Annotated in this window: 9 protein-coding genes; 3 read left to right on the top strand and 6 right to left on the bottom strand. The window is 45.1% G+C overall.

Annotation, left to right across the window (positions count from 1 at the left end; translation table 11 throughout):
- Positions 1 to 88 precede the first annotated feature (88 nt).
- The 5 genes from ACPEPR_RS04565 to ACPEPR_RS04545 all read right to left on the bottom strand — a co-directional run bounded on the left by ACPEPR_RS04565 (position 89) and on the right by ACPEPR_RS04545 (position 2,946).
- Positions 89 to 874: a thiazole synthase gene (locus ACPEPR_RS04565; protein ID WP_005177093.1), complete on the bottom strand. Its 786-nt coding sequence runs from the start codon at positions 872 to 874 to the stop codon at positions 89 to 91.
- A gap of 12 nt (positions 875 to 886) precedes the next feature.
- Positions 887 to 1,084 carry a sulfur carrier protein ThiS gene (gene thiS, locus ACPEPR_RS04560; protein WP_005177095.1) on the bottom strand — a complete coding sequence of 66 codons (198 nt, stop codon included), beginning with the start codon at positions 1,082 to 1,084 and terminating at the stop codon, positions 887 to 889.
- Between the two features lie 32 nt (positions 1,085 to 1,116).
- Positions 1,117 to 1,482, bottom strand: coding sequence for a DUF423 domain-containing protein (locus ACPEPR_RS04555; protein ID WP_005177099.1), 366 nt, complete (start codon positions 1,480 to 1,482; stop codon positions 1,117 to 1,119).
- 221 nt (positions 1,483 to 1,703) lie between these two features.
- On the bottom strand, positions 1,704 to 2,573 hold the full coding sequence (rpoH, locus tag ACPEPR_RS04550; protein WP_005177101.1) for an RNA polymerase sigma factor RpoH: 870 nt from the start codon (positions 2,571 to 2,573) through the stop codon (positions 1,704 to 1,706).
- Between the two features lie 136 nt (positions 2,574 to 2,709).
- Positions 2,710 to 2,946, bottom strand: a complete 237-nt coding sequence (locus ACPEPR_RS04545; RefSeq protein ID WP_016658363.1) for a sulfurtransferase TusA family protein — start codon at positions 2,944 to 2,946, stop codon at positions 2,710 to 2,712.
- 385 nt (positions 2,947 to 3,331) lie between these two features.
- On the opposite strand from ACPEPR_RS04545, the gene ACPEPR_RS04540 reads away from it, so the two are divergent.
- Both ACPEPR_RS04540 and rhlB read left to right on the top strand, forming a co-directional pair.
- Entirely contained in the window at positions 3,332 to 3,544 is a 213-nt protein-coding gene (locus ACPEPR_RS04540) for a cold-shock protein (RefSeq protein WP_005177104.1), read from the top strand.
- A 95-nt stretch (positions 3,545 to 3,639) separates the two neighbouring features.
- The gene (gene rhlB / locus ACPEPR_RS04535) at positions 3,640 to 4,791 is read left to right on the top strand and encodes an ATP-dependent RNA helicase RhlB (RefSeq protein WP_005177106.1); all 1,152 of its coding nucleotides are present in this window, start codon (positions 3,640 to 3,642) and stop codon (positions 4,789 to 4,791) included.
- 112 nt (positions 4,792 to 4,903) lie between these two features.
- Here rhlB and ACPEPR_RS04530 read toward each other — a convergent pair whose 3' ends face one another.
- Positions 4,904 to 5,284, bottom strand: coding sequence for a hypothetical protein (locus ACPEPR_RS04530; protein ID WP_005177108.1), 381 nt, complete (start codon positions 5,282 to 5,284; stop codon positions 4,904 to 4,906).
- Between the two features lie 224 nt (positions 5,285 to 5,508).
- Here ACPEPR_RS04530 and ACPEPR_RS04525 point away from each other — a divergent pair, with 224 nt between their 5' ends.
- Positions 5,509 to 6,084 carry a nitroreductase family protein gene (locus ACPEPR_RS04525; protein ID WP_034597478.1) on the top strand — a complete coding sequence of 192 codons (576 nt, stop codon included), beginning with the start codon at positions 5,509 to 5,511 and terminating at the stop codon, positions 6,082 to 6,084.
- Positions 6,085 to 6,087: the final 3 nt, after the last annotated feature.

Here is a 6,087-nt window from a genome sequence, read left to right as displayed (position 1 = left end):
TCAAGCAGAGTCCTTTTTTCATGTTTCGCTTTTAAATCAAGTGAAACCTGAAGGATCAACTCATCTCTCAGCGCAGATAATGTCCGGATTATTTAAAGAAATAACCGGTTTCTGGCGAGCTGGCATTGGCCATACGTTTACGCGGCATCCGGCCTGCCAGATAAGCTTCACGGCCCGCTTCCACTGCTTTGCGCATTGCCGAAGCCATCAAGACCGGATTTTGCGCTGCTGCAATTGCAGTATTCATTAACACACCATCACAGCCCAGTTCCATGGCAATTGCTGCATCGCTGGCAGTGCCGACACCCGCATCGACCAGTACCGGTACTTTGGCATTTTCTTTAATAATAGAAATGGTATGCGGGTTTAAAATTCCCAGCCCTGAACCAATTAAGCTGCCTAAAGGCATAATTGCCACACAGCCCATGCTTTCCAGTTCTTGTGCCACAATCGGATCATCCGAGGTATAGACCATAATCTCGAAACCATCATCAATAAGCGTGCGCGCTGCCTTTAAGGTTTCGGTGATGTTTGGATACAGGGTTTTTTCATCGCCCAGTACTTCCAGTTTTACCAGATTGTGACCATCGAGCAGTTCGCGCGCCAGCATACAGGTACGCACTGCACTGTTGGCATCAAAACAGCCGGCTGTATTTGGCAAAATGGTATATTTTTCTGGTGGAATCACAGACAGCAAATTTGGCTGATCGGGATGCTGACCAATATTCACGCGACGAATAGCAACGGTCACAATTTCCGCACCACTGGCCTGAATGGCCAGATCTGTTTCCTGCAAATCTTTATATTTTCCCGTGCCCACCAGCAAGCGCGAGTTAAAAGTGCGTGAACCGATTTTAAGTAGGGTGTCTTCCATACGTGCTCCGTCTTAGCCGCCGCCAACGGCATGAATAATTTCAATGCGGTCTTGATCATGAATAGGGGTGCTTTCCAGTCGGCTTTTCGGCACAATCATCTCGTTTTGTTCTACCGCAAAACGTTTGCCTTCCAACGCCAGTTGTTGCACCAGTTCTAGTAAATTATGGCACTGTGTCTGTTGTAATTCGCCGTTTAAATAAATGTGCATACCTGCAGTTTCCTAGCTGTTCCGTTCCCGAATTATCGGGCATATTTCATGGCATTCCAGGCCAGTACCAGCCAGCCGGCAATCATTAGCGCACCGCCAATTGGGGTAATGGCCCCCAGACCGCGCGGCAAACCTAGCGCCATCACATACAATGAGCCACAGAAAAACACAATCCCGACCTGAATCAGCAGGAAGCTGGCTTTAATGGGAAATTGAGTCATGACTTTGGCCAGAATCGCCAGTGCCAATAATCCGAGGGCATGATAGAAAAAATAATCAGTCGCTGTTTGCCACCACGCCAGTTGAGCTTCTGTTGCGCGTGCTTTTAAGCCATGTGCCCCAAATGCACCTAACATCACCGCAAGTGCTAAATTAAGGGCAGAAATTGCAATCCACATAGCAAGAATGACCTGAGTAAATTTGCGCTCAACCTTAACATTTTTCCGGGCAACGAGAAAGTGAAAAACTTTCACCCTGAAATGTGGTATTGAATCCAGCTTTTTGATTTTAGGGGGGAAGAAAATGGATTTCTTTAAGATCATCGCCCGGTTTCAGCAAGCACAGACAGCAAAAAAGGGCAGATCGCCCTTTTTTAACTTTAGCACTCTGGAATCATCACTTAGTTAGATGACATTGCCACTTTAATTTTTTCCATGGCATTTTTTTCAAGCTGGCGAATACGCTCCGCAGAAACATTATATTCAGCTGCTAGTTCATGCAGGGTCGATTTATCATCATCTAACCAGCGACGCTGCAAGATATTACGCGAACGGTCATCCAGCTGCTCCATGGCTTCATGCAGGGCAGAGGTACTTTGTGCCTCATAATCTTCATCTTCGACCAGACGGGCCGGATCGTAACGGTTATCTTCTAAATAAAGCGCCGGCGCAACATGGGTAGTGTTTTCACTTTCATCATCATTTTGCGCTTCGAAAGCCGCGTCATAAGCGGTCAGACGGCCTTCCATTTCCAGGACCTGTTCCGGAGTGACATTCAGGTCGTTGGCAATCGATTTGGCTTCTTCCAGCGTCAGTTTTTTGCTGGATTTTTTCAGGCTGCGTAAATTAAAGAACAGTTTACGCTGTGCCTTGGTGGTGGCAATTTTAACAATACGCCAGTTACGGATCACGTATTCGTGAATCTCGGCTTTAATCCAGTGCACGGCAAATGACACCAGACGCACGCCCATATTCGGGTCGAAGCGTTTCACGGCCTTCATTAGACCGAGGTTGCCTTCCTGAATCAGGTCGCCTTGTGGCAAACCATAACCTGCATAACTACGCGCAATATGGACTACAAATCGCAAATGCGACATGACCAGCATTTTTGCTGCATCTAAATCTTGATCATAATAATAACGTTCAGCTAACTCTTTTTCTTGTTCAGCCGTTAAAATAGGAATTTGATTGACGGTACTAATATAAGCACCGAGATTTACGCCTGGCGCAGATAATGACAGGGGCATCAACTGATTGCGGCTGTCACTCATGAGTTCTCCTTATAGGATCGGTGGGTCGTATTACCTGTAAATTTCATCTTAATACCAATATCCTTGCAAATTAAGGAAAAAAGGTAGAGAAATGTAAAGTTTTATGCCAATGCATGCTGTTTACTTTAATTGAAAATTATTTAATTTCAATAAAGTAATGAAACTCATTGGCAGAAATTTGTGTCAATTCACAGCCGTACTGGTGAATCTGACAATAGCGGCTGACATCTTGCTGACTATGCGGGTCAGAGGACTTGAGCAGAAAGTGTCCGGCGCCGGTTTTTTTTAAAGCGCGTTTTAGCATCAGTAAGGGCATGGGGCAGGGTTGTCCCATCGCATCAATGATGATCATTTCATCGACAGAGTTGTCCATAATCTGCTTCAATCGGGTCTTTAAAAAAGGACTCAAAATATTAGCAAATTTGGTGCCAAATCTAAAGTTTATTTGCGGTTTTTATCAAAATATAACATTGAAAAATCTTGAATTAACTCTGTCGAAAAAAGCATGAATTCTGAATAAGATAAATCAAAAAAAATCTATTATTTGTCATAAACCCGTGTTAAGCTCGATGCGTATTTAGGATTTGAGATAGGCAGTTGTTGTTTGTCGCCCTATTACAAATTGGATGTAACCGGGATTTTGTTAATAGTTATACAGAATGATTACAAGCTTAGAAATAAAAATATTTTTAAACTTTGTTTACTCTGCTGTTTGCAACACCGGGTGGTCCTTCTTTTTAATCAATGAGGATTAACTTATGACAGCTCGTGAACAAGGCGTAGTTAAATGGTTCAACGACACTAAAGGTTTTGGCTTTATTCAACGTAACGGCGGCGACGATGTATTCGTTCACTTCCGTGCGATTCAAGGCGAAGGCCACCGTTCACTTCGTGACGGTCAACGTGTTGAGTTCAGCGTAGTTAAAGGTCAAAAAGGCTTCCAAGCGGAAGAAGTACAACCTTTAGACTAATCGTTGGATTAATCTGAAAAACGCTCCATCTATTGGGGCGTTTTTTGTTTATAATATGATACGTTTTTGTGATTAATAAGTTAGAGCACATTTTTATGTCATCTGGTTTTGAAACCTTAAATTTACATCCGAAACTGAGACAAGCTATTGCGGCCTTAGGTTTTAAGGAAATGACGCCCATTCAGCAAAAGGTTTTAAAATTTACTTTGGCTGGACATGATGCCATTGGTCGCGCCCAGACCGGTACCGGCAAAACCGCTGCCTTCCTCATTAGCGTAATCAATGACTTATTGAATAATCCGGTGAAAGAGCAGCGTTTCCGTGGTGAGCCGCGTGCCCTGATTCTGGCACCGACCCGTGAACTGGCCTTACAGATTGAAAGCGATGCCAAAGAGCTGGTGAAGTTTACCGACCTACATGTAGTGACCTTGTTGGGCGGTGTCGATTTTGACAAGCAAAAAGCGCAGCTGGATAAAAACTTTGTCGACATTATGGTCGCGACCCCGGGTCGTCTGATTGACTTTGTCGAGCAAAAAGAAGTCTGGCTGGATCAGCTGGAATTTCTGGTGATTGATGAAGCCGACCGTTTACTGGATATGGGCTTTATTCCATCGGTAAAACGGATTGTGCGTTTTTCACCGCGTAAAGAGCAGCGCCAGACTTTAATGTTCTCAGCCACTTTTAGCTATGATGTGCTGAATCTGGCCCAGCAATGGTTATTTGAACCGGTGACTGTCGAAATTGAACCGGAAAAGAAAACCAATGCCGATGTCGAGCAGCGCGTATATATGGTGTCGAATTCAGACAAATATAAACTGCTGCAAGATATTTTGCGCGACGAGCCGATTGAAAAAGTCATGATCTTTGCCAACCGCCGCGATCAGGTGCGCCGTCTGTATGACCATCTGAAACGTGATGGCTATAAAGTGGTGATGCTATCTGGTGAAATTGCCCAGGATAAACGCCTGAAAATGCTGGACCAGTTTAAAAATGGCAAGCACAACATCATGATTGCCACCGATGTTGCCGGACGCGGCATTCACGTCGATGGTGTATCGCATGTGGTGAACTTTACCTTGCCAGAACAGTCAGATGACTATGTACACCGTATTGGTCGTACCGGTCGTGCTGGTACGCGTGGAGTGAGTATCAGTTTCCTGGCCGAAGATGATGCCTTCTATTTGCCAGAAATTGAAAAAGCCATCGGGCAAAAACTGCCATTAACCCGTTTAGATGGTTATTGCTAGACTTTACTATGTCGTGTTGTTGCTGAGGCAGCTACCCGCATCAAAATGAAAAAATGGATCAGCTCCAAAGGACCTGATCCATTTTTTATTGCATCTTTTGATTACGTTCAGATTAGTTGGCCTGACAGCGGAAGGTGAGTACGGTCTGATAATCATCATCCTGTGCCAGCTGGGCATTACGACCCGAGATGGTGCCGAGCACAGTCGCGGCAGCCTGAATCATCTGTCCGGTCTGTTCATCGACCACGCCTTTTAAAGCGCCGTTATAAGTGGTCTGTTCATCGACCACCACCGGTGTAGCGCGGCTACCACAGGTTTTGTTGGCCGCACTAATCGCATTGTTTTTGGAGATGATATTGCTTTTACCTAAACCGGTGACTTCGTACTGATTATTTTCTTTCTGAATTGCCAGCGAAGAGGTCGGGTTTGAAGCACAGGCGGTCAAAAATAGCGCAGCGGTGGCTGCAGCACTTAAACCAATCAGCTTGTTCATGTGTGGTCCCCATATTTTATTTGTTGAATCAGTCATCTATCTAAACATATCTGCACTTTTAGAGTTTGTAGAAGCTGTAAAGAAATGCAGTTTTATATAGTGGCTCTGTGACAGACAAGCCGGCCATTAAAACTCAGGATTTATACAAATAACCCAACGCAAATAGAGTAAATTCTGTGGTTTATGCTAATCTTGAGGCAGATTTTATAGATAGATATAAGCCAATGACGGATACAATGGAAGCTACGGTTCATCAGAATATTCATCAACGTCAGTCGATTGGGCATCTGGTCGAGCCGGCACCGAATGCAGCGCAGCTGGAGCGTGCCTTTCAGGCAGCCTTGACCGCGCCTGATCATCATCGTTTAAAACCGACCCGTTTTGTGGTGATTCCGGCAGAGCGCCGCGAAGCTTTTGGCGAGTTGCTGGTACAGGCTCTGGCCGATTTAGGCCAGACCGATGCGGTGCAGCTGGAACGTGTGAAACATCATCCTTTCCGGGCGCCATTACTGGTGCTGGCACTGACCAAATTCCAGCCGCATCCTAAAGTTCCGGATTTTGAGCAGACCTTAAGTACCGGGGCGGCGGTACAGAATTTCCTGCTGTCTTTACAGGCACAAGGCTTTGCCAGCATGTGGCGCAGTGGTGCTGTAGTGGAATCAAAATTATTGAAAAAAGCTTTGAAATTAAATGAAGATGATTTAATTTCAGGCATCATCTATATTGGAACTGCCGCAAAAGCGATTGCGCCGCGTGCGGACATTCAGACTGACGCCTATGTCAGTTACTGGACGGAATAAGCA

The organism is Acinetobacter sp. AND/436 (assembly GCF_049546925.1).
Taxonomy (GTDB): Bacteria; Pseudomonadota; Gammaproteobacteria; order Pseudomonadales; family Moraxellaceae; genus Acinetobacter; species Acinetobacter indicus.
This window is presented reverse-complemented; position numbering and strand designations above follow the sequence as displayed.

Excerpts from the sequence above, each read along its gene's own strand:
- ACPEPR_RS04530 (WP_005177108.1), bottom strand. The coding sequence starts at position 5,284 with ATGAACAAGCTGATTGGTTTAAGTGCTGCAGCCACCGCTGCGCTATTT.
- rpoH (WP_005177101.1), bottom strand. The coding sequence starts at position 2,573 with ATGAGTGACAGCCGCAATCAGTTGATGCCCCTGTCATTATCTGCGCCA.
- ACPEPR_RS04525 (WP_034597478.1), top strand. The coding sequence starts at position 5,509 with ATGACGGATACAATGGAAGCTACGGTTCATCAGAATATTCATCAACGT.
- ACPEPR_RS04555 (WP_005177099.1), bottom strand. The coding sequence starts at position 1,482 with ATGTGGATTGCAATTTCTGCCCTTAATTTAGCACTTGCGGTGATGTTA.
- thiS (WP_005177095.1), bottom strand. The coding sequence starts at position 1,084 with ATGCACATTTATTTAAACGGCGAATTACAACAGACACAGTGCCATAAT.
- ACPEPR_RS04565 (WP_005177093.1), bottom strand. The coding sequence starts at position 874 with ATGGAAGACACCCTACTTAAAATCGGTTCACGCACTTTTAACTCGCGC.
- rhlB (WP_005177106.1), top strand. The coding sequence starts at position 3,640 with ATGTCATCTGGTTTTGAAACCTTAAATTTACATCCGAAACTGAGACAA.
- ACPEPR_RS04545 (WP_016658363.1), bottom strand. The coding sequence starts at position 2,946 with ATGGACAACTCTGTCGATGAAATGATCATCATTGATGCGATGGGACAA.
- ACPEPR_RS04540 (WP_005177104.1), top strand. The coding sequence starts at position 3,332 with ATGACAGCTCGTGAACAAGGCGTAGTTAAATGGTTCAACGACACTAAA.